19 protein-coding genes are annotated in these 26,972 nt (G+C 42.9%); 5 read left to right on the top strand and 14 right to left on the bottom strand.

Annotated features, from left to right (window positions below; all coding sequences use genetic code 11):
• Nucleotides 1-52: 52 nt before the first annotated feature.
• From NLG07_RS06880 to NLG07_RS06900, 5 genes are read left to right on the top strand one after another with little or no spacing between them, the layout of a single operon-like run.
• Nucleotides 53-406, top strand: coding sequence for an STAS domain-containing protein (locus NLG07_RS06880; protein ID WP_254854742.1), 354 nt, complete (start codon nt 53-55; stop codon nt 404-406).
• The gene (locus tag NLG07_RS06885; RefSeq protein WP_254854743.1) at nt 399-1,241 is read left to right on the top strand and encodes an OmpA family protein; all 843 of its coding nucleotides are present in this window, start codon (nt 399-401) and stop codon (nt 1,239-1,241) included. Before NLG07_RS06880 ends, NLG07_RS06885 begins: the two co-directional genes overlap by 8 nt.
• On the top strand, nt 1,241-3,346 hold the full coding sequence (locus NLG07_RS06890) for an SLBB domain-containing protein (RefSeq protein WP_254854744.1): 2,106 nt from the start codon (nt 1,241-1,243) through the stop codon (nt 3,344-3,346). Before NLG07_RS06885 ends, NLG07_RS06890 begins: the two co-directional genes overlap by 1 nt.
• Complete coding sequence (locus tag NLG07_RS06895; protein ID WP_254854745.1) at nt 3,346-4,047, top strand: hypothetical protein; 702 nt, start codon at nt 3,346-3,348, stop codon at nt 4,045-4,047. The genes NLG07_RS06890 and NLG07_RS06895 overlap by 1 nt, the downstream gene beginning before the upstream one ends.
• A complete protein-coding gene (locus NLG07_RS06900) occupies nt 4,048-5,571 on the top strand; it encodes a SpoIIE family protein phosphatase (protein WP_254854746.1) in 1,524 nt (507 codons plus the stop codon).
• A gap of 17 nt (nt 5,572-5,588) precedes the next feature.
• Here NLG07_RS06900 and NLG07_RS06905 read toward each other — a convergent pair whose 3' ends face one another.
• From NLG07_RS06905 to NLG07_RS06970, 14 genes are all read right to left on the bottom strand, one after another.
• Nucleotides 5,589-6,749, bottom strand: coding sequence for a glycosyltransferase family 2 protein (locus tag NLG07_RS06905; RefSeq protein ID WP_254854747.1), 1,161 nt, complete (start codon nt 6,747-6,749; stop codon nt 5,589-5,591).
• Entirely contained in the window at nt 6,746-7,870 is a 1,125-nt protein-coding gene (locus tag NLG07_RS06910) for a glycosyltransferase (protein ID WP_254854748.1), read from the bottom strand. Before NLG07_RS06910 ends, NLG07_RS06905 begins: the two co-directional genes overlap by 4 nt.
• Nucleotides 7,827-10,148, bottom strand: coding sequence for a hypothetical protein (locus NLG07_RS06915; RefSeq protein ID WP_254854749.1), 2,322 nt, complete (start codon nt 10,146-10,148; stop codon nt 7,827-7,829). The genes NLG07_RS06910 and NLG07_RS06915 overlap by 44 nt, the downstream gene beginning before the upstream one ends.
• Before the next feature lie 76 nt (nt 10,149-10,224).
• A complete protein-coding gene (locus tag NLG07_RS06920; RefSeq protein ID WP_254854750.1) occupies nt 10,225-11,679 on the bottom strand; it encodes a chain-length determining protein in 1,455 nt (484 codons plus the stop codon).
• A complete protein-coding gene (locus tag NLG07_RS06925) occupies nt 11,666-12,793 on the bottom strand; it encodes a glycosyltransferase (RefSeq protein WP_254854751.1) in 1,128 nt (375 codons plus the stop codon). The genes NLG07_RS06920 and NLG07_RS06925 overlap by 14 nt, the downstream gene beginning before the upstream one ends.
• The gene (locus NLG07_RS06930) at nt 12,778-13,764 is read right to left on the bottom strand and encodes a GGDEF domain-containing protein (protein WP_254854752.1); all 987 of its coding nucleotides are present in this window, start codon (nt 13,762-13,764) and stop codon (nt 12,778-12,780) included. Before NLG07_RS06930 ends, NLG07_RS06925 begins: the two co-directional genes overlap by 16 nt.
• Before the next feature lies 1 nt (nt 13,765).
• A complete protein-coding gene (locus tag NLG07_RS06935; protein WP_254854753.1) occupies nt 13,766-14,188 on the bottom strand; it encodes a hypothetical protein in 423 nt (140 codons plus the stop codon).
• A gap of 11 nt (nt 14,189-14,199) precedes the next feature.
• Nucleotides 14,200-16,143, bottom strand: a complete 1,944-nt coding sequence (locus NLG07_RS06940) for an LruC domain-containing protein (protein WP_254854754.1) — start codon at nt 16,141-16,143, stop codon at nt 14,200-14,202.
• Between the two features lie 2 nt (nt 16,144-16,145).
• On the bottom strand, nt 16,146-17,534 hold the full coding sequence (locus NLG07_RS06945; RefSeq protein ID WP_254854755.1) for an O-antigen ligase: 1,389 nt from the start codon (nt 17,532-17,534) through the stop codon (nt 16,146-16,148).
• The gene (locus NLG07_RS06950) at nt 17,531-18,943 is read right to left on the bottom strand and encodes a lipopolysaccharide biosynthesis protein (RefSeq protein WP_368501237.1); all 1,413 of its coding nucleotides are present in this window, start codon (nt 18,941-18,943) and stop codon (nt 17,531-17,533) included. The genes NLG07_RS06945 and NLG07_RS06950 overlap by 4 nt, the downstream gene beginning before the upstream one ends.
• Nucleotides 18,940-22,302: a glycosyltransferase family 4 protein gene (locus NLG07_RS06955; protein ID WP_254854757.1), complete on the bottom strand. Its 3,363-nt coding sequence runs from the start codon at nt 22,300-22,302 to the stop codon at nt 18,940-18,942. Before NLG07_RS06955 ends, NLG07_RS06950 begins: the two co-directional genes overlap by 4 nt.
• Before the next feature lie 103 nt (nt 22,303-22,405).
• Nucleotides 22,406-23,827, bottom strand: coding sequence for a phosphomannomutase (locus NLG07_RS06960; RefSeq protein ID WP_254854758.1), 1,422 nt, complete (start codon nt 23,825-23,827; stop codon nt 22,406-22,408).
• Nucleotides 23,828-23,946: 119 nt separating this feature from the next.
• Nucleotides 23,947-24,912 (bottom strand): MDR family oxidoreductase, encoded by a 966-nt coding sequence (locus NLG07_RS06965; protein WP_254854759.1) that lies wholly within the window; start codon nt 24,910-24,912, stop codon nt 23,947-23,949.
• 20 nt (nt 24,913-24,932) lie between these two features.
• Nucleotides 24,933-26,819, bottom strand: a complete 1,887-nt coding sequence (locus NLG07_RS06970) for a propionyl-CoA synthetase (protein WP_254854760.1) — start codon at nt 26,817-26,819, stop codon at nt 24,933-24,935.
• Nucleotides 26,820-26,972 lie beyond the last annotated feature (153 nt).

Below are 26,972 nucleotides of genomic sequence, written 5' to 3' on the forward strand. Positions count from 1 at the left end.
TTTCGAGAAATGGAGGTCGATAGACATATATATTTATTTCTTTGGAGAAAGCATGGACTTCGTAAAAGAACAAACACATGAACAATTTCGCCTTGTTATATCAGGTGAACTCGACGCAGAAAGCACAGAACAGATCCGTCCAGAATTTGTTCAGCTTTCTGAGAATCCAGACTTTTCAACCATCATCATTAACTTGAAAAATGTTTCCTTTATCGATTCTTCCGGAATTGGTCTGATTGTTTTTTTATTTAAAAAAATGCGAGAGCATTCAATCGAAATGATATTGTCAGACGTGCACAGTCAACCATTGGAACTCATTAAACTCTTGAGAATTGATACGGTTATTACCGTTGAAACATATGAAAGCGAGTCACTAGACACGTTAGCGAGCTGGTCCATTGAGTAAAATCATTGCTGTTTGTTTATCTCTTGTTTTGCTTCAAGGGTGTACCAACTTTCCCGAATATGGCAAAGGCGGTTTTGCTGAACATCATATTGACTTAATTGATCCATTTTATACCGATGAGCCAATGGGCCCCGAACATGGACTTAAGTTTGAATTTGAGTTGTTGCGTCAACAACTCGCCGTGTTAATCTTAGAAGGTGCTGAATGGTGTTTTCCAGCAACCGTCAAAGAAGCACAATTGCTGGAAAAGAGAGTGGCGCGAGAAATATTTGCAAAGTTGCATTTTGATGCAACAAACGATGTGATTGTATTGAGACACCTTTTGCATCGTTTAGAAAGACAGCTTGATTATGTGCTTCAAAAACAAACATGCCAACTGCCCTCAGATAAGTTAGATAGTCCCCACAGCGCATCTGTTGCCATGGATATAAACACTGAGAAAGATGAACACGTAAAAGATATTACGACCTCTCAAGCGATGCAAAATATCCTAGATTTAATCAATGCGGACAATCAGTTTGCGACCGATTCTGCAGTGGTCAATTTGAAATATGTAGCCCGTCTCGCTCGAGCCGCGGAGATATTAAAAGAGTACCCATCCATAAAAGTAAGGTTGACGGGACACACTGACAAGTATGGTTCTGTAATTGACAATGAGTCACTGGGCTTGGCGCGAGCAGAGCAAGTTGGACGATATTTAGAAGCGTTCGGTGTAGCAAGAGAGCGTTTAACAATGGAGAGTGCAGGCGAATCGCAACCGTTATTTGATGGCGATGGAAAGCACATCGATCTTACAAATCGACGAGTAATGGCAAACGTTTACGAGGAACGATAATGCATTTTTTACGTTGCTTGGGCTTAGCACTCTTTTACCTCTTTTTTTGTTTCTCTTATGCGGAGGAATACTTGATCCAACCTGGTGACGAATTAACGATCACCATCCCCGGAGAAGAAGCATTTTCAGTGCCTTTTACGGTTAATCGAGACGGCGATATCCATCTACCTGAAATAGGTAGAGTAAGGGTTGCTGGGGTCTATGAAGAAGAACTACCATTGTTTCTTACAGAGTTTTTGGCAAACGTTTATCGTGACTTGACTGGATTAGACGCATTTGTCGCCAAAAAACAAATGCTTATTTTTGTCAGTGGGTATGTCAAAGAACCCGGCGAATACGTCATCCCGAGAAGTGCAACGATACAAACCGCGTTACAGTATGCAGGAGGACTGCGCTCAGGAGCACAAATTAATAAATTGCAGCTTCGCAGACTGGATACGCAAATCTATTTTGACTACAAATCTTATCTCGATTCCGGAGACACATCTCAGCTGCCACGTTTACGTGCAATGGATGAATTGTTTGTACCAGCCTCTCCAATCATTGGTAATGTCGAGATGGAATTTGATCCAGCCAAAATACCCGATTCAGGCGATGCTGCGCGAGACAATACTGCGATTAAAGTATTTGGTGAAGTCAAAAGTCCAGGTAGCTTCTCTTTCCGACCTGGAAAAAGCATCATTGACCTTTTAATGCGAGCAGGCGGTGTGACTCGATATGCTGGCGTCGAACAAATCCGGTTAATTGCAGATGGTGAGCCTCAATTATTTAATTTGAAACGCTATTTGGAAACAGGTGATGAAGCGTTATTACCGGATATTCAACCAGGTACAACTATTTTTATTCCGATCCAAGTGGAAGAAATAAAAACAGGTGGTAACGTGGTATACATCATGGGTGAAGTAAAAAAGCCCGGTGCATTTGAAGGTAAAGAGGATGCGACGTTTATGGATATCCTCGCAAACGCAGGAGGCCCTACTCGATATGCTGAATCAAGACAAATTCGTGTCATCAAAGCCAATGGTGAAGTGATCCCATTCGATCTGACTGCATTTACCGAAGGTGGAAATAATATTTTGCCGCCTGAGATCGAAAATGGCGATGCGATCTTCATCCCTGAAAAGACCGATATCAACGAAAAGTCTTGGTTAAAAGTGACCCCTAATCGTGCGGTAAGAGTGATTGGTGAAGTCGTCAAGCCTGGACGATTTGAATGGTCGGATGAAATGTCTTTACTCGATTTGATAGCCCATACCGGAGGCCCAACATCGCGTGCTGATACCTCTACTATAGAGGTCCTTTCTCCCCAACCTGATGGTAGCACGACCTTCACGGTTTTCAATTTAGATCATTTTATCAAAACAGGCCAACCAGAATCTGCATTGCCTAAGATTTATGCGGGGGCAACTGTGAGAGTACACGATCTCCCTGTCGATCCAACAGATAATAAGTCGCAGTGGGTGAGACAATCATCTGAAAAATCCATTTATATTTTTGGTCAAGTCGGTGCACCAGGACGATATAAATTTGAAGATGATATGCATTTTTTAGATATTTTAGCAGCCGCTGATGGGCCGACCGATAAGGCGGATTTGCACAACATTCGAGTCAGTCATCGCGACTTACCATACAGCAAGGTCAGCAAACTCAACTTAGCACTGTATTTTGAGACTGGTGATGAAAACATGTTACCAGAGGTCAAAACCGGTGATTCAATATATATTCCTGAGAAGGAGCGTCTGTGGATTGATGAACCAAGTGAAAATACGGTACGTATTCTTGGCGCGATAAATAAGCCTGGGCGGTATCGCTTTACAGATGATATGACAGTCATTGATTTATTAGCACAAGCTGCTGGCACCAAAGGCGATGCTTATATTGAAAAAATCACTATTGTTAATCTTTCTTGTTGTAAAAACCAAGCACAAACCTTTGATTTGCTAGCGTTCAGTCAAACAGCAGACGTGACCAAACTGCCATTGCTCAGAGCTGGGGACACAGTATATGTGCCATATCGTTCAACAAGTGCGTTTCAAAAATGGCGTCAAGGTTTATCCGATGTCTTCCAGTTTGCATCGATAGCTGCACTTCTGGGAGTCATTTGATGTCTTATATTACCCTGAGTAACGAAATTGACTCGGTCTACTCAAAGTTGTTAACAGAACACAAACGCAGTATTGCGGTGGTTGCGACAACGGCTGGGGAAGGGGTTACCTCAATGGTGCTGGCATTGGCGAGGCGAATACTTCTATCAGGGCAAAGTGTGTTAGTGGTTGACTTTAATAGCCATAATCCATTTTTTTCGTCATCAATCTGTCTACCGCATTTTCAGCAACAAGATTTGCCACCGAGGTTGCTGACGGATGAACGTCATCAGCTAGTAATGACCGGTGTACAGGCGCCAACGAGTAAATCTAAACTACTGCACCTTAGATGCCCAGGTAAACTCGAACAACAAATTTCACAATGGTTAACTGATTTTGATTTTGTCGTTTTTGATACCACGCCATTCGGGCAAGTGAATCAGCATAATATTCCTGCACAACGGGTTGCGGCTGCAGTGGACTCCTGTATTTTGATGGTCCTTTCTGGTGTGACTACGGATGTTATGGTGCAAGAAAGTGTGAATAAACTCAATAAAGTGGATGCATCGATATTGGGAGTGGTCATTAACGATAAGTATTCGCCCACCTTGCAATCGGAGCTTATTCGGGAAGTGATGCGGTTACCTGATTTTTGGGGTAAGTTAAGAGCCACTTTCGTAAAAGTGATACGAGAAAATAAATTATTACGCATGGATGTGTAGATGAACCAAACATTATTTCAAATTAACCTAAATAACCACATATCCAGTGCTCGTAAATTCAGAGAATACTTGCAAAAAGCTTTGATGAATGTGGTCAGAGAATCGAGCGTAAAAAATAAAATTTTGCTGGTAATGAGTGAGGCCGTCAGCAATATTAATAAGCACAATGACTTGCTTGGTGTCACGGTCACCGTCAAATTTGGCAAAAGTGATACGGGGTATTGGCTTGAAATTTTAGATGATGCCCCTGCGTTTAATCCGTTAGAGGTAGAGACTGCGGAACAAGATGATGACTTTCCGTTACTTGAGAGTCAAAGAGGTATTTATCTGATCAAGCAACAATGTGATGATATTGTGTATCAATATCTAGAAAAAAGTCGACTAAATTCATTGCGCTGTACTTGGGAATATCAGTTAAAAGAACACAAGAAATCCATCCTAATTGTTGATGACAGTCACGTCGAAGTGACTATTCTCAAACATCAGCTCAGTGACGAGTATCATGTGATAACGTGTGAAAACACTATTATAGCCACACAAATCATTGAGCAAAATACGTTTGACCTGATTTTATGTGATGTGCACATGCCGAGAGTCAGTGGTATCGATTTGTATGTATATCTGCAGAAAAACAAAAAAGAGATGGTGCCTTTTATTTTTATCACTTGCAGTGAAGATATTGAGATGCTCGAACAAGCTTATCATTTAGGGGCAGACGATGTATTGTGTAAACCCATTCCAAAAACCATTTTATTAAATACTGTCAAACGAGTTTTGAAGCGCAATCAACACATGTATCGCAGGCTTCAAGACCGTATTGATAAAAAAATTTCTCAGTCTTTATTACCATCTATCCCAGAAAATCTAAAGTCTTGGAATATTGCAGTCGGCTATCGCAACACGGGTAAAGGGGGCGGGGATTTTTTATTACATCAGCCCAGTATTAGCGGCGATACTATCGTGTTGGTAGACATCATGGGACACGATGATAGTGCTAAATTCTTCTCCTTTGCTTATGCTGGATACATCAGAGGCTTGTTGTATAACAATCACTTGATTAATAATCCGCATGAACTATTACTCACCTTATCCAACATGGCGTTAAATGATGAACTCTTTTCACGTATAAATTTAACATGTTGTTTGTTGCATCTGGGGCAGGAACGGCAATTAAAGTATGTTAGTGCTGGTCATCCTGAGGGCGTTCTGATCACTTCCGATGGCGTAAGCCCGATTGAGCAAAGTGGTATTATTCCTGGGATCATTCCAAACGCCACTTATGAAACGACGACTTTTATGCTTCCAGAAGACGGCAGAGTCGCGATATTTACCGATGGATTATTTGAAGCAGCCATTGATGTTCCCTCTCGAAAAATACTTAAAGAATTGATGTTTGACACCTTGCAAAAAACAAGAGAGTGCGAAGTGCAAATTGCAATGGATGAACTTTTGTATCAGTTCGACAAATTCACACATGAACGTCCACTAGATGATTTAATCTTGTGCTTAATCGACTTAGATTAAACATAAGATTCATCGTATTATACTTTTTTCCACGGTTTACGACTTCGATATATCATGTAATCGAGGGCGCCAACCAAGCCACTTAAATGTCCTCTAAATAAATAAGACACCATTTTGACATATCGGTTATGACTTGCGAATTCGTAGCGAAGTTCTAGAAACAGCAATAGATAAAAAAGGTTTTGCAATATAAATTCGTAGACAAAAATGGGGTGACTATTCAATAACATCGCATTGGATAGATAGGTTATGATCATCAAAAACGGAATAACGACCCTCAGCGCTTTGCCAGATGCAAATAAAAAGGCAACTTGCTTATATTTGGGACGCAGCAACGACTTTAAGCGCACCACTTGTTGCACATTGCCAGCGGATATTCGTTTGCGGCGTTGTTGGTTCATTGTATGACAACTCGCCTCTAACTCTAATGCATGGACGTCTTTGAGTTGTTTGACTTTGAATCCTTGCTTAACAATACGCATAGGCAAAATAAAATCATCGTTGATGGTATCGTGTTCTAACTCAGTGAATAGTTTGCTACGGAAAATATAAAAAGCGCCATGTGCTCCAAGTGTAGAGAATAATAGCGATTCTTGTTGTTTGATTTTTGACTGATACAACCAATAAGACTGTTCTCCAGCTTGGTTGTTGTATAACTTGTAATGCGAGTTCACAACACCGACTTCTGGGTCCAAAAACATTTGTGCTGAGAGTTTTAATCCATCAATGGAGATGAGCGCTGACACATCAGACATCGCTACCAACTCAGTTCTAATAAGCTTCATACCTTCATTGATAACAGCAATCTTGCCTCGATTTGTGGGAAACTCGATCACTTGGAGGTTTAATTTTTGGCACTCAGGATATGCTTGACATTGTTTGGCAATTTCGACCGTGTTGTCGGTACAGCCATCGCACAATATCAATATATTCAACTTGTCTTGCGGATAATCTAGAATCGTAAGATTCAATACTTTATCTGCAATCCACTGTGCTTCATTATACGCAGGGATGAGTATGGTAATTCCAGGTAAGTCTTTCTCTGCAATTTCAACGGCATTTTCACCTTCCTGATGTTTACCTTTGGTCAACCATGTCAGCAACAGGGGATAAATAATATGATGGTATAAAATCAAAAATATAGCTACACCATGGATGAAAAAGAGGGCTGCAGTCATTCATAAGCTCCTTGTGTATAAATGCCAAAATATTTACTCATGGTGTGGTCAAAATGATTGTGCTCAAAGACGTGCTGGCGGGGATCACATTCAGGTGTATGGTGAAATAAATGTGTGATGGCATTACCGAGTAAATCCGGTCTTTGCACAGGAACAGCTGTCCCTGTCAGAGGGCACAAGGTTTCAGTACTGCCACCAGTATCCGTCACAATACATGGAACAGAACAAGCTTGAGCTTCGAGCGTAGATATGGGGTAGCCTTCCTTTAACGAGGGCAAGCAAAAACAGTCAAGCGCTTGATAAAAGGTTTTCATCTGTTCGACATGCCCCAAAAATACCACGCGATCTGCAACGCCAAGAGCTTGTGCATATTGCTTCAATGCACTGGCCTGAGAACCATCTCCTGCTATTGCAAGATACACAGTCGGTGGCGTGTTGATCATAGCGTCTAATAATGTTTTGTGATCTTTTACTAACTCTAAACGCCCAGCATTACCAACCCAAAAACCATATTGACGCAATCCAAAATAAGCACGCGCGTAGCTCTTGTTGCCACTGCGAAATTGCGACACATCGACGCCATTAGGAATGACTTTATTGACTTTTATTCCTGTGTTTTTTTCAAACGCACGCGCAACAAATTGTGCATCGGCGACGATTGTAGGGCGGACCACTCGCAAGATGGCTTTTTGTAATGTTCTTCTGCGAAAGTTCTCTAGATGCCAAGCGTCATGCTCTGTATGTACGACATGACATTTGGCCATTTTGGCGGCAATCCCGCCGTACAACAGCGGGCCAATATGATGGGTGTGCACCACATCAATTTTGTTTTCGAGAAAATAATCTCGAAGTTTTATGATTAATGATGGGGTAACGCCATTTTCTTTGGCAAAGCCTATCCATGGCGTTTTTAGTGTCGATAAACGCTGCCAATCTCGTAACAATTCTTCTGGCTGACCTTGCAGACTGATGACTCTAGATTGCACAGTGCCTCGCATGGCGTTTGCCATATTCAGCACCATCGTTTCGATACCACCAGGTTGTAAATGTTGAACAATATGGGCGATGCGTAATATGTTATTCGTTTGTTTTAATTGAGCTGGGCTGCGAGTTGCTTCCATGCGATGCCTCCGTATGAATATGGTTAGCTAATTGTTTTATCTCAATAAGCCATTGGGTAAGGGTGGAGGTCTCAACATTGAGAGGGGAACCTTGTTGTTTGATAGCCTTCTGTATAGATGTGATTAATTGAGCTGCGCGTAAGTCGTGTTTGGCAGTGGTCGTTAACCACTGTAGCCACCTCTGGTCATATATGCCCTGACTGATGGCAAGTAAAGTCCAATCTACATCTGGTTTGGTAGAGCATAATTCTGCGGCTGGGTAGATGAAAAACACATCGTCTTCACGGGCATCCACCGGTGAGAATGGATAAGCACTTGGCATTCGGGCATGCCATTGAAAATAACCGTCAGTTTGCCAGTGCCAAGTGGCTAACCCGGCAGCATGTCGATGTTGTTCAATATTATATAAATACACTTTTGAATCTTCTTGTGCCAACAGGTGGAAGTCGTTGTCGTTTAACTCAACAGATGAATTGACGAGTTTAGCCGAAACAGAATTGAACCATTGCGTATCTTCTGGCGCGTTAAAATGCCCTGCTGTGATATCCAGTAGCGAGTCAGTGGTCGTGGTAAAGGGCGGACTTGCGGCATTACTTGGTTCATCTGCAATCGACCAAAATAATTCAATGTTGGGAAACTCAGTGCGCACTAATGCATCGACTTTTTGGATTTGGGCAATCGCAGCGGATACTCCCATTGTTGCAACTAAGCGTTTATATGGCGCGTATGCAAGAATGGTCTGATTCAGCCCCGCTGCATCAACATTTTTTAATCGTTTTAAAAATGCTTTAGTTTCCACGTCGTTTGACGGTGTAGGCAGTCCAGGTGAAAGCGCATTTAAACCGAAGCTTTTTAATCTATCTAAGTCACAACGGTAAGCTCGATTTGGGGCGAGTGACGAAAACCATTCGCGCTGATAAGGCACTTCAAGATACACACCAACACTGGTAGTTAACTTTGGTAATGGCAGGTTTAATACAGTCACTTGAAGCGGAATTGAACGTGGATTTCCATGGACTGTGAAGATCATTTCGTAGTGGTACGTTCCAGCAAGTGTATTCGGTAGTGTTGCTACCGAAAGTGTACTGATACTGGGTAATGTCTGTTGTTCAGATATCGGATGGTGGCTGAGACGTTGCGCGGAAAAGTGCAGTAAATTACCTTGTAATGACTTACGCCGAAGTTGCCAATTTACATGTCTTGGTGTCACTATTGGGGAAGATGTAAGGGCACTCGTAATTTGTCCCTTATCCTTCTCTGTCACGCGTACAATGTTAAAATCTGCAGCAAACTCATAAGTGAAGGCCAAATGCTGTTGTTCATCTTGTGCCATCACTAGTGTTAATGGAGAGTTTATGTCTTGAATCGGCATTGGGATGAAAAGCGCATCTGTTATTGGCCAGTTTTGCCGCCACCATAACGCCTGTTGATGCGTCACGTGGTCGATTGCCTTTTCCTCACCTAATGGCTCAATCAGTAATCCCGCTAGATATTTAGCTGCTGGCTGGTCTCCGCTGAACGTCAATATATTTTGGGAAGTGTTCGTTTCCAATGTATAAGAATGATGACCATAAAAAGGCACAACGATGTCATTAAATACATCTGGTTTATCAGAATATGAAGGCTGCCTTAAATAGCGCTGCTTCTGCCAAGTATCTGGTGTCCAGTTTATCTGCTCAAGGAGCGTGTTATTAAAAGTGATGGTTCGCGTCAAAAAATGCGGGGTATATTCCCAGTCTCCCATGTCTTCAAGCCATAAATGAATACGGTAACGTCCGGGCCCGATAGGGAGTTTTAGGGTATCTATCCCTTTAATACCATCGCTGATAAGGCCATCATTGACGCCGTTGTGGCGATCCCTTTGCAGCGGAGTAAGGCGGCCTGACAGCGCAGGGTGTGTTGGGGTGATACGTTCAAAACCAGGCCAGACTTTACTATTGGGAGCACCAAAATCCCATGCAATAAGTTCTTCGGGCAAGGGCATTATCGGTTTGCTCGTGGTTGCTGCAAAGTCAATATTTGCATGTGAATTACCGGCAAAAATATAAATGGTTTGAATGTCCTCGGGCTTCATCTGTCGTTTATTACTTGTGTATAACTCACTCGTACTCAGGTGAAAAGTAAAACTCCCAGGCAGTACAGTACGTTCATAATTGACGCGTTGTGCATAGTTCGGCGACGTTCTATCATCAATTCTAACCACGACAATTTGAGGCACATTGGTATGGTTTGTCCCTTTGAATTCTAGGAATTTATTGGTTAGATCGTGTTGACTCACGTGCCAAACATGTTTTGCTTCAACATATGATGAAGCCATCATAGCCACCAGGATCAACAGAAAGCGCATATTATGTTTACTCAAGTAACCCCCCACGCAAATCTTGCGGAGCCACCCGAGGAATTCGAGTGAGTACTTCTTGACCTAACTTCAGCTCTACTTGCTTTTTGTAGCGAATGCTATGGTCGTTAATACTTGCAAAGATCGCACAGCCAATACCAAATACAACCCCTCCTAGCATGCCGGCGATTAAAAAGAGAATAGCCGATGGATTGTTAGGCACACTCGGAGTAAAGGGGATATCGATGACTTTGATGCGCTTTTCTTTTTCGAAAAAACCCAAGGCACCGGTCACTCGAGCCAGTTCATAACGTTCTAACAAATCTTCATATAAATTGCGTTTTACTTTTAGATCGCGTTGTAATTCATTGAGTTGCTTTTCTAGCTCCCCAAGTTGTGATGTCCTTTCTGCTTGCGAACGGATCATGGTTTTGAGGCTGTTTGTTTCTTCGGTGAGGGCATCCACTTTGCTACGTGCAAGTTGCAGGTGGTCTAATTGAGCAATCAGTAATAGAGGCTGTTGTGAATCTTTCGAACTATTGGCTTTACTTGCCATACTCCACAGCTGATCTACATCGATTTGGTGATCTTGATTTTGTAATGCTTCAAGCCGTTCTTCTTGCAGTCGATTCAACACTCGCATAGCGCCTTGAACCTGACTGTGATTATCGGTATAACGCGCTTTTAACAAAGCCAGCTGACTCTGTAATTGGATGATGCGTTCCTCTAGATTGGCTACCACTGGGTTGGATTTTGACAGTTGTTGGTCAATCGTCCCCAGAGTCTTTATCGCACCGGCTAGTTCGGCTTCTTTCTCAAATAAGGTTTGTTTAAGCTGTGCTAAGCGACTTACATTGCCAAGATGCAGTTCTGGAAGTTGCTCAGCGTGTTGGTTCTTGAAGGTGGCAAGCGCATTTTCTGCTGCGGCCAGTTCTATCTGACGATTGGTCAAAAGGTCGGCAAGAAATGTTGAAGAATCCGTGATAGAGGAGCGCTCTGGCGCGAGTAGTTGTTCAATAAAATGATTGGAAACCGTTTCAAGTAGAGGCACTATGCTATCGGGGTCTGAGTTTGAATATTCAATCCGAATCAAATCTTTACCCGTCATTTCCATTCTCAACGAACTGGATAACTGATTGATAACCCTCTCTTGCTCTACTTTATTGGTATTTTCATTGATCAGTTTTCGATCGATAGCCACTTGACGCAAAATATGTCGACTGTGCAATAGGGTTTGTAAAGCGGATAAGCGCTCCTTGAGCATGGCGGATACGGCGAAATCCTCCAAAAAGGGGTTCAGTTTTGACGTTTCTTGAATCAACATACTGGTGTGTGCTGTATATGTTTTCGGAGAAAGTGAACCGACCGTAAAACCAATAATGGGGAATATCAAGATGGGTAAAATGATGACATATCGGTGACGCCACCCCGCATCCAGCCATATATAGAATTGATAGCTAATATGATTCATTGGCCAAAATATCCATCACTTGTTGTGCTTTGACAGCCCAATCCTCACATTCAACCAGTCGTTGTTGTGCTGTCGTTCGGTCTTTCAGTAATACGCTATTCAAGGCTTCGCACATTTCTTGTGGAGTATGAATGACATTAATGACATGACGATAGGGGGCTAAGGCCGGAAAATCGGAGCTAATGATTGGTGTGCCAGTCGCCAAATACTCACGCAATTTTAATGGGTTACACGCTCTTATTTGAGTATTGTCAACAAATGGTAAGATCGACACATTCCAGTGTTGAGAAAACCTTGGTAATTCATGGTGGGAGACTTCGGGGTAGAAAAAAACATTTGAAAATTGTGTCAGTCGACTCACATCTACAACGACCTTGCCAACAAATACAAAATGCCAATGCGGCATTTTGGCAATCACCTTGGATAGCAATGAAAGATCTAGCCAAGCCGATATGCTGCCGTAAAATCCAGCAATCGGTTTGCCTTGTGGCAGTAATTCCGAAGCCATCGTTGGATTTGCAAATAACTGAAAATCGACGCCATGAGGAATCAAGAAGGTTTTTGGACTAGACAGTTTTTCGGCTAAAGCCTGGCTTGAGACGAAAATGACATCCGCTTTATGCAACAGTTCATCTTCTCGTTTAGAAACGATGTCATGATCAACGCCAGCCAGACCAGCAAAATCATCGCCACAGTAATACACTACCTTTTTTTCATTTAAATGCCCAACCATATCTACGGCGGTAGGCAGTGATATCCATAGGATAGGAGACTGCAACTGAAGGCGTTCAGTCACAGGGACGATTTGCTTTTTGAGAAAAATCTGACAAAGTTTCCTCGTCAACGTCCATTTGGGTACAGGTACCGTCATCGGGTTGATGATAGTCATATTTTCTGGGACGCTAGAAGACGGTTGCTCGGGGTGAGCGTGCCACCGAGCAAAGACTTTTTCTTTTAAACGCAGTAAGTCATGCAAAGTCACTTTGGGTTTGCGCAATCCGATTGAGTTTACCCAAATCACCTTTCGTTCTGTTGCGATATGCTTAATTAAATGTTGTGTGCTTGAGGGTAACTTGCCCCAGTCTTCACCAAAAACGATTAAATCTTGTCGCATGATTTTCCTTGAAAAAAGTCAAAAGTCAGTGCTGTCACACAATTTCGACCGTTCTTTTTTGATTCGTAAAGAGCGTGATCGGCATGAGCCAATAATGAAGCAACGTCGTGTTTGAATGCTCTAAACTGAGTTACGCCAAAACTCGCAGTCACTTGAATAGGTTTATTATCATAGGTCAATGCCATCGATTCTATGGCAATACGATATCGTTCAATGGGTATTTTGGCCTCTTCCAATGAGGTATCCGGCATACAGATACAAAACTCTTCCCCTCCCATGCGGCCGATGGAATCTTCATTACGCAGATGTTTTTTCAATGTCTTGCACACTTCTTTGAGCACCATATCTCCGGCATCATGGCTGTGGTTATCATTGATTTGCTTAAAAAAGTCCAAATCAAAGTAGGCCACGCATAACGCTCGTTGATGACGCTGTGAAACCGTGATGGCTTTTTTGAGAATGTCATTAAAATGCCGGCGGTTCGGTAAGCCAGTTAATACATCGGTAAGCGACTCGTGTTGCATGGTGAGGTATTTGCTCAGCTGTTTTTTACGCATCAAAAACATTCGTACAATAGCATTGACCTTGGCATGGATAAGATCTTTATCCATTGGAGTTAAAATAAAGGCATCCGCTCCTACATTGAGTCCTTGAACAAAATCTTCCCTATTGTTGGCACTGCCCATTAGCAAAATAGGACGCCAGATTTCTTCAAGTAAATCCTCCATCATTCTGATCATTCTGATCAATTCTATGTTGCCATCACTTTTTTTCTGCATATCAAGAATGATCAGTGAATATATATCAGGCTGTGCTCGCAGTGCAGCAATAGCTTGCTCGCAGCTTGTAAATGCACTGACCTGATAGTTTAGCTGCTTTAACGTCGTTTCAATATTTTGTAGTGATTGAACAGAGGCACTGACGAGCAGTACTTGTACTTCTTCATTACTGACGCGATGGGAACTGTGCATATTAATTAAATCCATTAAAAATAATTGCCTGAGATATATCTACGGTGCTTTTTTCACTAGTATAAGTATCGTCAATACCGCTTTTTCCACTCCATAAAATGTGGGTTTGCGCATTGCCTACTGGGATGGGAATGGCGAATGACTTGCTTCCTCCTGGTATCAAGGACGTTTGTATTAATACGGTTTGATTTTCATCCATTATCTGCACATTGACTAAGTTTGGACTGGTATTGGTTAATGAAATGTCATGGGCTTTGAACATTGCAAACGTATGCCCAGCTTGTGCAGTGGTGTTTGCTGTGGATGGGGTGATGGGTGGATTAGGGGATGGCGACACAGGAACATTCTGTACTGTTTCACCATCTCCTGAACCACCACAGGCACAAAGTAAGAAGCAAGTAGAGATGAATAGTATTTTATGCATGAGTAAAACCCTTATTCCGCATTGAAGATGAATTGAGAATTGATGTTTTGCTTATACCAATCAGCATATTGCTCAGGTGAGTTGAGCCAGTTGATAAACTCTGGATACGCTTTGGCAATGTCTTGTGATTCCAATGGATGGCGCCAATGACTTGGCAAGTCCAACACCCATGGCAGTGCTTTGTCAGTGACGTTAAAGGGGCGATCTAGGCTGGCGTCAACCTCATAAGACAAAGGCACGGTAAATAGTTGACCATCACGGTAAGACCCTTCCGCTTCAAAAAAATCAGTTCCAGAAAATTCTGAAAGATGGATTTCGAGGCAGCGTCCTGGTCCGTTTAAATCACTATAAGTTGGGTTGCCTGCTAACCATTGATTGAACCATGGATAGCTTTCTTGGTATCGCTCAAAGCGGAAGTGCGATATGTCATGTGCAGGATTCCCTTTTTCACTGGCAAACATAAAGTGATCATAGTTGGTTTCATTCAATGCATTAGTACTGTTGAGCCAAACCTCACGTTGTTCATCAGAATGCTTAAATTCAATGGTGAGTTGCCAAGTATTGGTCGTGGTGCCTGACGGACAAGACACGCCGTTATCAAGACTTGTGCGATACATACAGCGCACAGAATCAAACAGATTACCAGCTTGATAATGCGATAATTCCTCAAAGAGATTTTCGGATAGGGTAACCACTAAACGGTCTGATTGTGTCTCTAGAGCAAGAGGATATGGGTAATTACTAAAGCCATTGATGGCTACATCATTGCGTTTAAACTCCCCGTTCGCATATTGATATTGAGCGACATTACGACCTGCTGCATCCGTTTTTTGCAGAGTTAAGCTTGCAATATTTTCAAGTTTAATATTCGGTAAAGATAAAGCCAGGCCGTTGCGATATGTTGCACCAATAGCTTCAATCCCATAGTCAATCGTCAGTGATTTTAGTACTTCTACTTGGGTGACTTGATTATTGCGCTCAATTTCTTTTGTGCTAATGATCTTATTCGCATCATACGCAATCACCGCATCATTAAAGTCATAATCACCTTGCATAGGCCAGTTATCTTCAAAAGCCACTTTACCGGCTTTTTTATACTCAGTTTCCCGCACTGACTTCACATGGATCACATTTTCTAATCCAGCAATAGCGGCTAAAGGCGTGACCTCAACATTAAAAATAAGATCATTAAAATCTTTATCACCCATATCAGTTCGGATATCTTCAAAGCCATAAGCAAAAAAGCCAATGTCAGTTATATCGTCACTGCCGGATAAGGTATCTCTAAACAGGACGTGGTATTTATTGCCTAAACCTACCGTTGGGTTTAGTGCGGGTAAACTATAAAAAGGCTGTCCGAATTGAAAATTGGTTTTTTGTCCGCCATACCATCCGTCCCAATTATTTGAAGCAATGAAGAAACCAATGCTATGGCCAGCAGGGAGTGTGATTTTTAAATCGACTTGATCGCCTTGTACTAGCTCACCACCAGAGCCTGCTTTAGAGCTGTTAGGAAAGATCAATACATGTTCAACATCCGCAATGGTCGATGATGTAGGTGGGTTATTGGATTCATAGATAAAGTAGCCAAGGGCGTTTTTGTAGCCTGCTCCTTCGTTTAAAAAGGCCACTTTGACCGTAGCGGTCCCTTCGAAGTCATCTTTCACTCCGATGTTATTGAACGTATTTTCGAGTAAGGTTGGATCAACAGGTTGGCCCTCAGGAACTAATGCATAAAACCCATCCAATAGAAATTCATCCAGTTGATCATTGATATTGGTTAGGCGCACAGGGGTGCCCATACGGGTAAAGTGGTCTTGATGATTTTGGGTGGTCGATACATTTGGATCTAATGATGAATCCAACCAAAGCCAAGAAGAGGGATCCGTTGTCGCACTAATATTTAGGCTATAGCTTGCAGCGATGATTAAAGATAGCGAAGGAATAAGACGCATGATTAATAATCCTTTTGTTGTACAGTGTGAGGTAACAATTGTTGCTCAGTCCAATGCGCTAGACTGATAGTCATTGCCCCGAGGATGTATATTGGCCAACTAAAGCCAAACGTTAAAAAGGTGCCTGCTGCCAGGGTGCCTATGAGACCGGCTAAAAGTGCTTCGGCGGTCGTATTGATTGCCGGTGAAAATCTATCTGGAAAAGACTCAATGAGTTCCAATGTTCGTATATTGGTTTTGACAAGCATCACAATTAAGGTGATAAAAATGATCAGACCTAAATAACCTGTTTCAGCTAAGACACCAAACCAAGTGGAGTGAACGGCATGATTCAAGCCATCCCAATGCGGCGAATAAAAAAAGTAATTTGAGTAGAAGTTATCGATCCCAACGCCGGTTAGAGGGTTATCGTTGGCCATACCGATGGCGGCTTCCCATGCATAAATCCGACCCATTGCCGACGCATCTATACCTGCCTCGGCAGCGCCGCCTGAGGCGCGCCCTGAAATACCCGCGACTTGATATAGAATGAGTGCTGCGATAGCGCCACCACCCAAAAACAACAGCTTATTCTGGATTCTGCGATACGCATAAATGCCAAAAACAGCCAAAATCCCTAATAATCCGCCTCGACTTTGTGTGGCTAGAATGGCCGAAAATAATGTACAGATGCTGATAAGGCCGAATACTTTTAAGCCGTTGCTCAAGCCTTTGGTCAAAATAAAACCCACAGCAAAGGCCGATGGGAACATGAGGACTAATGACAAATCATTTGGATCACCTAGAACCGAACCAAATACCCGACCTATGGTGACGCGCGTTTCTTCAACCAGTCCAATACCATTTGCTTTGTTATGCAGTGCTTTGATGCCCACTACACAACCGGCCAACACAATCGCTTTTGCAGCAAACGTAAAATCCGTTTCTCGAGTGGTTAACCACGTGATGGCAAAACACATAATGGCAATTTTGACAAAAATATTAAGGTAATATTGAATCGCGATTGGCATGTTACTCGCCATCACGACGCCCACACTGACCGCAACAAAAAAGGCACTTAATGCCGTCAATTCTGGTCGCCACCACAGGTCGAATCTCTTCTTGTAAAAAACATTCCACCCCAGCGTGGCAAAGCTTGCCAAAGAAAGCAGCAGTGGAATTTTGAAGTTATAGAGTTGTGGTATGACTTCATGAATTCTGAAAAATGAAAAAATGACAAACAGTAATACCATCAGAAATGGATAGTGCAGCATGACCAAAATGGCTATCGGCAAGACACTGATGCCAATCACTACCAAAGGATGCGGGATGACACTCCAAGCAAGGCCTAAAATGAATATCCATAGGAGCATTAGGTAGTGTTTGGTCAGAAGGTTCGCCATGCTATTCATAATTTTCCTAGGTGAGTCTTAGACAACATCTCAACCTTGCGTGACCAGAATAAGGCAAGTAATAGCAAACACAGTAAGCCAATACATAAGAGAAGTTGATAAAGGGCACTAAGAGAAAGGTGAATAGCAAGGCCAGATAGAACGATAACCGTTGGGATCCCGAAAAGGGCTTGATATGAATAAGGTAAGGGCAGGCGTTTTTGGCTGAGCAAAAATAAACTACCCGCTTTTACTATAAAAGCCACACACATGGAGATTGCCGCACCCAAGGCGCCATAAAGTGGCACTAAACCTAACAATAAGCCTACTCCGATTATCGAAATAATGCAGTTAATGTAAAATTGCTCATGTGTATTGCGCCCGGTAAATGCACCAATATTCAGTAATTCAGCCGCTTCTTTAGCTAGCATTGCACAGGCCAGGACGAGCAAACAGTGTATGGCATCTTGATAAGTTACCGGCATCACTGTCGCGATTATGTACTCACTGGTGGTCACGATGATAAACGTCGCGATGGCAACATATAACATTCCATAAGTGGTAAATTTCGCAACCTCAGATGCGCCGTTGGTTTGGGCTAATGTGGTGAATCGTTTCGGAGCCCACCACATGGTGTAAGGTTGCAGAAGTAATACAACCCCGATTGCAAATTTGGCTGCCACCCCATACAGACCGACTTGTTCTAGTGAGGTGTAATGGGCCACGAACAAACGGTCTGCACCCATCAGCGCGAACCCAACTAAACCAGTGCCAAGAAGTGGAAATGAGTAGATTATGATTTTTTTGAATGTTTTGGGTAACCATACCCATTTAGTCGTTTGCCATTGCCAAAATGTTAGATAGACAAGCTGGATAACGACTGCAATCAAACCAGCTGCAAAAATACTGGTGACAGTAGGCGAGAATTGAATAAACCAAAGCGTGAGCCCTGCTTGGATAAATACTCGCCCAACGGTGGCAATACAAAACACCCCCGCTTTATCGTTCATTCGCAACCAGCCAAGCGGCACTGCAATCATTGCTTCGAATGAGACAATGACCAACGCTAAAATCACGGCTTCAGTTGGGATATTGCCAGGTATATATGCTTGTATTTGGGTTATAGTCAAGCTGATAAATAACAATGAAACCAAAGTCATTAAGCTGGCAAGGGTAAATACGGCACTTGCCATTACCTTCTGTCTTTGTCTATTGCGAGCGAGTCCAGCAAAGCGATATAAACTGTCTTCTAAACCAAAACCCACTATGACACTGGCAATTATGGTAATACTACTTAGCACTTCAACGCGCCCAAATTCATCAGGTGCTAGGGTGTGTGCGACAAACGGTAGCATGATCAGCGACAAGCCTTTCATAAGTGCTAAGCTGAAACCATACAATAGTGTGTGAGGTATTTTAGCGAATATCATGTGAGGTGTTTCTCTATGTGATATTTAATGTCTGCATAACTTTCTTGAGCAGAATATTGTTTGGCAAAAACAAACCCGTTTTCGGCAAGCTTTTGAGTCAGAGCTGGTTGTTCCAGTAAAACCAGCAGTTGCTCATATAAATCATTTGCATCATTAGGCTGATATTTCCAACAGTTGTTACCGTGTTCTAAGTGTTTGTCCCAATAGGCGTTATCCTTTGGAATTAAGACGCAAAGGCCTGCCGCGAGGGCTTCTAATATCGATAATCCAAACGGTTCTTTCTCACTTGTCGAAACAAAGATGGAATGCGCAAGGCGCAACTCTGATAAGTTTTCAGGTGCTTCATACCAGTTCACGTTAGTGAGTGGAATATTGACCTCTGAGGCAAAAAGATTGGGATCGTTTGCGCGGATAAAACAAATTGAGCATCTGGGGCGTGTCTTATCATCAAATTGCTTTAACGCAGCTAAAAATGTGTCTAACCCTTTCCACTTTAGGTTAGACGCTGCCCACAACACTTTTGTGTGTGTCTGTTTATTGGGCTTGTTAAAAGCGTTTTCGGATAAACCGTTAACAAAGGTTTTGCAGGTTTTAGTTACTGCAATCGTATCTAAATCAGCGTCGCATCTAGCGAGCGTCAATTCAATCGATTCTCGTGCTGAATCTAAATAGAACAAGGAATCGGTTTGCAACAGTAATTTTGCATTTAAGCGACTGGCAAAGACTGGACCATGAATAAACTGTACCCATTGCACGCGACATAGCTGTTTACATAACCAAAGTGCCATGTCATTACTCGGGAGAGAGCAACCTAAAACAGTTTTGATTTGACTGTGTCTGAAGATGACTAATAGTAGTTGAAGCGCATAGACTCCGTGCTTTAATATATATTTGTAACCATTCTCACTACCTTTTAACAAGGGAAAATGTTTCAGGCGGATGACATGATAGGTGCTGTTTTGCCATGAATCAGGATCGACAGATAAGACATACACATCTATATTTTTGTCTAAGGTTTCTAAGAAGCGCTGAGTGGCAATTTTTGAACCACCATTAAACTCAATTGTATCAATAATTAAGATGGCAGACGTTTGCTTTTGCCTGGATAGTTTTTTGCGAAAATATCCAGTTGCCATGTGTAATAGTGATTTGATCTGTAACCACAAAGACTGTGGCTTTCTTCCTTGTTTAAGTGCCTCTGTATAGATCTCACTCATTTGCTTGACATTTTGAGTGATCGTAAAGTTCTGCTGGACTCTGTGGTAACCTTCCTCGCCCATTTTCCTGGCAATATGACGTTCAGCGTATAATGTTTTACTTGCCTCGTATAGGCTGATATGAGACTCAGGCGCACACAATAACCCCGTCATCTTGTGTTGAATGACGGAGCTGATCCCGCCGACATCCGGAGCAATGCAGGGAAGTTTTGCTAAGCCAGCTTCAGCGAAGACTAAACCAAAAACTTCTTCTCGAGCACCTGAAATAAATACATCCACACCTTCTTTGATCATGCCAAAGGCATGCTTTTGCTCACCCAAGAGAAAAATATGGTCTTGCATTTTAAGTGCAACAATCAGCTGCTCTAAAGTGACTTTTTCGGGGCCATCCCCTATGATAAATAACGTTGTCTGTATGCCAGATTGATTGAGCTTATGACAGGCTCTAATGACCAAATCCATCCCTTTGCGATGGATCAGCGAGCCAATACTCGCCATCACAAAATGATCTCTGCGCAAATTGTAAGACCAGCGAAGATTGACGGTCGGTTGTGCGAAGAGTCTATGCGTATCGATGCCATTAGCGACCACATGATAGTGTGGTCTTTGGCCGCTATCACCTTGGCATTGCTCGATGATAGGTAGACTGACCCCAACCACATGATCCGCACTGTTTACGCGACATCTTACTCTTTCACTAAAAACATAGCGTGCGTGTAACTGAGTGATTAATGGGATCTGTTTATGATTGGCAACGGATACCATCCATTGAGAAGGCGCAGCACTATTACAATGAATAAGTTGTATTTGATGCAAATCAACGAGCTCTTTACCGCGCTTATAGAGAAAGCGTGTATTATTCAGCGCAAATCGAGGCGGTTCCCAATCGCCTAGAATAGTAAAATGATCTCGATAAACGATCACATTTTGTTGTCTGAATGAGTGTTCCAATAGCTTGGTATCACACCACACAATAGGTTCAAATCGTGTACGGTCCAAATTGGATACCAAGTCAATTAAGCATCTTTCACTGCCACGGATCCACTCATGTTTTGCATAATGTACAAAAAGGATTGGTACTCTAGATGAAGATTGCACAGGTAATTGTCTACCTATTGCATTGGCGTCTGATTCATCAAGTGTTGAACAGTAAATCCGTATTAACTTATTAATGTATTCCACCATACTAAATTGCTTTAATATGGTTAAGCGCGCGTTATTCCGAATACGGTTTTGCGCGTCTGTTGAAAGCGTTTGCCAATGCTCTATGGTCTTGATGTAATCAGAATGAGAATACTCAGCTAATAAAAATCCATTTTGTTCATCGACAATGAGTTGATCTAAACTACCTAAGTGATGAGTGATGACTGGAATGCCTCTCGCCATTGCCTCTAAGCATACCATCGGCATTCCTTCTTTCTTAGAAGGTAGTACCAAAATATCTAATTCTTTCCATTGCGCGTCCATAGCGTTGCAATGCCCAGTAAAGAGAATATTATGGCTAGCAGTTGTACTTAGCTCTGCAAATAATGGCCCATCTCCAACCATAATGAAGGGGTGCTCAATCAAAGTGCGTGCGATATCAATAAAGCGCTCTGGGGCTTTTTCACAGCTGAAGCGACCAACAAAGCCAATCTTGTTACCATAAGTCATAGAAATATGAGTGCAATCTAATGCATTAAACATCACTGTAGCACGGCTATTTAGTGATTTTGCGATAGGGTGACTGACCGCAATATTGTGGTCACTTAGACAGGATGATAAGCGGTCAAGAAAATCGTAATAAAAGAGCTTTCCTGTGCCTTGGTCTCCAGAATGGTAGGTAGCAACATGTTTGCTTGTGCAGAAAATTGATGCAAGGCGACACCATAAATTGGCTTTATATCCGTGTGAATGTAGGACATGAAATTTATTTTCTCTAATAAAATTAAAGAAATCACGAAAGCCGTCGTTAACTGTATATGTACGAATATTCTTACATTCTAATTTGGGTATCAGAATGTGTTCGCCGTAGTGTTTGAGGCGGATGAAGCATACTTCTAATGGTATTGCTTCACTTACATTTAGTGCAGTTGCGACACCATAGACATGAGACTCGATACCCGCATAGGTACGGGTATCTAAAACGATCCCTATTTTCACTAGTAATCTTCATTGATAAAAGGTTACTTTCTTTATCGTATGCAACTTTTCTGATTTGAGTATTTCAAAAATTTATTTTGATAATTTATGCTTTAATATAGGTTTACAAACTTTGAACTGTGCATAGTGCAGTCAGCACTAATTGCTTAGCCAGATCTTGACTGTTACTCTCTGCATAACAGCGCAGTTCGGGCGAATTACCACTGGGACGAAGGTGCACAATATCCCCAGTATTCAACGTAATGCGCAGTCCATCCACAGTATTGATTTGTTCAACTTCGGCACTCACGCCCATTGCAGTAATAAGTTGCCTAGGATGAGCACTGAGTTGTTTGATGAGTTCTTGCGAACGCTCGGTGGCAAATTCTTTGATTCGATCCGAGTCGGTGAAGCGCTGGGGGAGGGCGGCAACCAACTGACTGATCGTGGTTTGTTGAGCACACGCCTCTGCTAATATAACGATCCCAGGTAATAATGCATCGCGAGTCGGTAAGGCATGGATAGTGTGATCATTAAAGTTTACATCGGAACCTAATAAGAACCCACCATTCGCCTCAAAGCCGGCCACGGAGCGATAATCAAAATCGAGTGACGCAAAGGCCTCAATGACATAAGGAGAGCCAACCTTGGTGCGTGTGACGTGGCTAAATGCTTGACTCGCTTCAATCGCGGTATTACAGCTCACTGGCACCGCTAAGGCTTCAATCTGCAATGCTTTGGCCGTTAATAGACCAACGATATCACCGCGTAACCATACCCCTTTTTCATCACCAATTAAAGGACGGTCGCCATCCCCATCTGTCGAAAAGATCATATCGAACTGATGCGCCTCAGACCAAGCTCTCGCTTTTGCTTTATCTTCTTCACTGACTGCTTCGGTGTCGATAGGAACAAATTCATCTGAACGTTCCAAAGCAATAACTTCGGCTCCCAAGGCTTTGAATATCGGCGCGTAGAGTTCACGACCAGCACTGGAATGCTCATAAATTCCAATGCGCTTGCCGGCAAATACATCTGGGGCAAATAATCTAGTCGCTCGCTCAATGTATCTTGCAGTTGCAGCCGTTTCGATATCCGGGAGTGCGATTGCAGGACAACCAGCAAACTCAGTAGTGCAGGATAAAATAGCCTGTTCATGTGCCTTAGTAATTTCTCCCTCAGGGGTATAGAACTTAAGGCCGTTGCGGTCAAAAGGAATGTGCGAACCGGTGACCATGATACATGGGACATTTTCTTGTAGTGACGCTAAAGCTAATGCTGGGGTAGGTAATACACCACAATATACCGCTTGAATACCTAATACTTTCAGCGCGCTGATACAATAACGGGCGATGTCAGGAGAGCTTGGACGATTGTCAATACCCACTAAGACGCGATTAAATGCGTAGTCTTGTTGCATCGACTTAATAAACGCAAAAGTAAACGCATGGCATGCGAGGGGAGTAAAGTCCGCGACTAAACCTCGGGCGCCTGATGTGCCAAATTTTATGCCACTCTCGGCGATGGTTTGACTGCAAGTCGGCATATCTCATCCTTGTATATTGAACATAAACAACAAGTATTGTAAACGAGAAAAGCCGAATCTCAAGGGCAAAACCCATGTGATTCGGCTTTTTGTTATAGTGCATTAGTCCTAGTGACTGCTCATAGCTTCACTAAATAACGTCCTGTTACAGAGCCCGCCATCATATTTTGCGCAGCTTCAACACAGTCATCTAAGCCAATTTCGTGAGTAATTTGTTGAATGACACTCGGGTCGAGTTCATTGGCTAAATCATCCCAAGCGCGTTGTCGCTTGTTTTGTGGACAATAGACAGAATCGATACCGAGCAAAGAAACTCCACGTAAAATAAATGGCGCTACAGAGCTAGGTAAATCCATACCTTGTGCTAGACCACATGCTGTCACCACACCACCATATTGGGTGTTGGCAATAATATTCGCCAAAGTGTGTGAGCCAACGACATCCACCGCTCCTGCCCAATCTTGACCACCTAAAATTCGCGCTTTGCCTTCGTATTCTTTCCGATCTTTGATAGCCGTCGCTCCAAGACCGGTTAAATAATCCGCTTGCTGGGCTTTGCCACTTAACGCCGTTACAGAGTAACCTCGCTTAGCCAAGATAGCCACAGCGACAGAGCCCACACCACCGGTTGCGCCAGAGACTAAAATATTACCGGATGCTGGGCTAACGCCTGCATCACGTAAGGCATTGCAACACAGCATAGCTGTGTAACCTGCCGTGCCAATGCCCATTGCATCCTGTGGCGACATGTTTTCAGGTAATTTGATCAACCACTTGCTTTTGACACGCGCGTATTCAGCTAGGCCACCCCAGTGTTTTTCACCGACGCCCCAACCGTTCAAGACAACGGTGTCACCCACTGCAAATTCGGTGGAATCGGATTCTTCTACGACACCAACAAAATCAATCCCTGGTACCATAGGATACGATTTCGCAATGGGCGCACTGGCGGTCAATGCCAATGCGTCTTTGTAGTTAAGCGTCGAATAGGCAACTTTAACAAGTACATCGCCTTCGGGTAAATCGGTTACATTGCATTGTTCTATCGCAACTTGTTTATCTTCACGTAACACTATCGCGCGCATGAATATTCCTTTTTGTTCTTTTAGATTAGAGATTTATCTTTCATTACTGATGATATTTCATCAAGGCTTGCAGGGTCATCAATAGTTGAAGGCACCGTATAGCTTTGTCCGTCGGCAATTTGGCGTAATATTTTACGCAAAATCTTACCAGAACGCGTCTTTGGCAAACGATTCACGATTAACGCTTCTTTAAAGCAAGCGATGGGGCCAATTTGTTTGACCATACTGGCTTTTAACTCAGTAAATAAGGTCGCTTCGTCGATCTCAACGCCGTCTTTTAAGATCACCAGTCCCACAGGGAGTTGACCTTTTAACTCATCTTTGACGCCAATCACAGAACACTCTGCGACGGCAGGGTGAGCGGCAACCACTTCTTCCATTTCACCAGTGCTCAAGCGATGTCCTGCAATATTGATGACATCATCGGTGCGTCCCATAATAAAGACATAGCCGTCTTCATCGATATATCCACCATCGCCACTGCAATAGTAGCCAGGGAATTCAGTTAAATAGCTTTCTTTGAAACGTTCAAAATTCCCCCAGATGGATGGAAGGCAACTGGGTGGTAAAGGTAATTTTATCGCAATTGAGCCTTGGCTATTGGGTGGTAAAACATTGCCATCATCATCCAAAACTTCGACTTTAAAGCCAGGGGTTGGCAAGGTCGCCGAACCGGGTTTTGGCGCTTTGGCTTCTACCCCTAGTAAATTGCCACAGATCGCCCAGCCCGTTTCAGTTTGCCACCAGTGATCAATCACTGGCTTACCGGTTTTGTCGACGGTCCAGTCGTAAGTGGGTGGGTCTAGGCGTTCACCGGCCATGAAGATGTTTTTGAGAGCAGACAAATCGTATTGCTCAATCAGTTTGCCATCTGGATCTTCTTTTTTGATGGCACGAAATGCCGTCGGTGCAGCAAACAAGGTTGAAATTTTGTATTCTTCACACATACGCCAAAAACCACCCGCATCCGGTGTGCGGACTGGTTTTCCTTCGTATACGACCGTCGTGCATCCTTTTAAGAGTGGGCCATACACAATATATGAATGACCGACCACCCAACCCACATCCGATGCGGCCCAATACACATCCCCAGCTTCGACATTGTAAATTGCTTTCATAGAATAAAATAATGCAGCTGCGTGACCGCCATTATCTCTGACCACACCCTTAGGGGTGCCTGTAGTGCCAGAAGTGTACAGTATGTACAAAGGGTCTGTGCCATGCACAGGAACGGGTTCAGCAGGTGTTGCACTGGCTACGGCATCATTCCAATCAATATCTCGTGGGGCATTGATTTCTGCTGTGACTTGCTCACGTTGAAATACAATTACGCTATCGGGTTTGTGCGAAGCTTGGTCAATGGCGGCATCCACCAGTGGTTTGTACGGAATGATTTTACTGATTTCAATACCACAAGATGCGGTAACAATCACTTTGGGTGTTGCATCGTCAATGCGTACGGCTAATTCGTTTGGTGCGAAACCACCAAACACCACCGAATGAATGGCGCCTAATCGGGCTACGGCGAGCATGGCGATCACCGCTTCAGGGATCATCGGCATATAAATGACTACTCGGTCGCCTTTCGCTACCCCTTTTTCTGCTAATGCCCCTGCAAAGGTGGCTACTTTGTCTTGTAATTGCGCAAAAGTCAGCGTGTATTTGGTGTTAGAAACCGGCGAATCGAAGATAATGGCATTTTGCTCACCACGTCCAGAATTAACATGATGATCGACCGCCATATAGCAAGTATTCATTACGCCATCGGCAAACCAGCGGTCCATGCCATTGTCGTCTTTAGACAGAATTTCAGTAGGTGCCGTGTACCAAGGTAATTGATTGGCTTGTTCAGCCCAAAATGTTTCAGGTGATTCAATGGAAGCAGTGTATTCAGTTTGATATGACATGGAGTGTAGGGTCCTTGTTATGTATGTATGTGTATTATTCGTTAATCACATTATTTATACTGTAATGGATTTGTAAAAAATAGACTTCTCCGACTAAAGGAGGAGACACTTCTCTAATCACTAACGATATTGCCATTGGATTCGTTACATTTT

Source organism: Alteromonas sp. LMIT006 (genome assembly GCF_024300645.1).
Taxonomy (GTDB): Bacteria; Pseudomonadota; Gammaproteobacteria; order Enterobacterales; family Alteromonadaceae; genus Opacimonas; species Opacimonas immobilis.